General features: G+C 66.6%; 2 protein-coding genes. Both read left to right on the top strand.

Features of this window, described 5'->3' with window-relative positions:
- The first annotated feature begins 118 nt into the window (after window positions 1-118).
- Window positions 119-688: a DJ-1/PfpI family protein gene (locus tag Pth03_RS41140; protein ID WP_089209940.1), complete on the top strand. Its 570-nt coding sequence runs from the start codon at window positions 119-121 to the stop codon at window positions 686-688.
- 19 nt (window positions 689-707) lie between these two features.
- Window positions 708-907, top strand: a 200-nt coding sequence (locus tag Pth03_RS41135) for an alpha/beta fold hydrolase (protein WP_373318694.1), incomplete at its 3' end; no start/stop codon positions are given.

The following is a 907-nucleotide window of genomic DNA, read 5'->3' as shown; positions in this document are numbered from 1 at the left end:
GGACGCGGACGGAATGACGGTACAGGCTTGACGGGCGGGCTGGGCGGAGGAATGCTAACCCAACCGGATCGGATTGGATCTGATCCGCCTCACCCGCCCCAGATGCAAGGAGAAGTAGGTGCCCAGAGCGCTGCTTCTGACCGGCGACGCCGCCGAGGAGCTCGACACCATGTATCCCTACTATCGCGTGCAGGAGGGGGGCTGGGACGTTGACGTCTCGTCACGGACGATGCGTGACGTTCAGCTGGTCATCCACGAGTTCGACCCCAACTCCGACGCCTACGTGGAGAAGAACGGCCGAAAGCTGCCGGTCGACGTGCCCTGGGCCGAGGTCGACGTCGAGCGCTATGACGCCCTCATCATCCCTGGGGGACGTGCCCCCGAGTGGATCCGGGTCGACGCCGACGTCAGGCGCATCACCGAGCACTTCTTCGCACGCGACCTCCCGATCGCGCTGGTGTGCCACGGCGCGCAGGTGCCGGCTGTGTACGGGCTGCTGAAGGGTCGAAAGACGGCGTGCTTCCCCCCCATCACCGGTGACATGGAAAACGCGGGCGCGACGGTCATCGACGCTCCCGACGTCGTGGACGGCAACCTCGTCTCCTGCCGCGGGTGGCCCGACATGCCGCAATTCGGCAAGGCGATGATGGAGCTCTTTTCGAAGTCCATCAACTCCGCATCGGCATGAGCACACCTGGCCTGTCCCGGTGACGGCACTTCAGACCGTCACAGTCGACGGCTCCCCCGTCCACATCCTGGAGAGCGGCACCGGGCCCGCGGTGCTGATGCTGCACGGCTCCGGACCCGGTACGACCGGATCCGGCGCCTGGGCAACGACGGCACAGGCGCTGGGCACGTCCTGGCACCTGGTGGCTCCTGACCAGGCGGGGTTCGGCCGTACACCAAT

This window comes from Planotetraspora thailandica, assembly GCF_016863335.1.
Classification (GTDB): Bacteria; Actinomycetota; Actinomycetes; order Streptosporangiales; family Streptosporangiaceae; genus Planotetraspora; species Planotetraspora thailandica.
The sequence above is the reverse complement of the archived record's forward strand: the minus strand, read 5'-3'. Positions and strand labels throughout refer to the sequence as shown.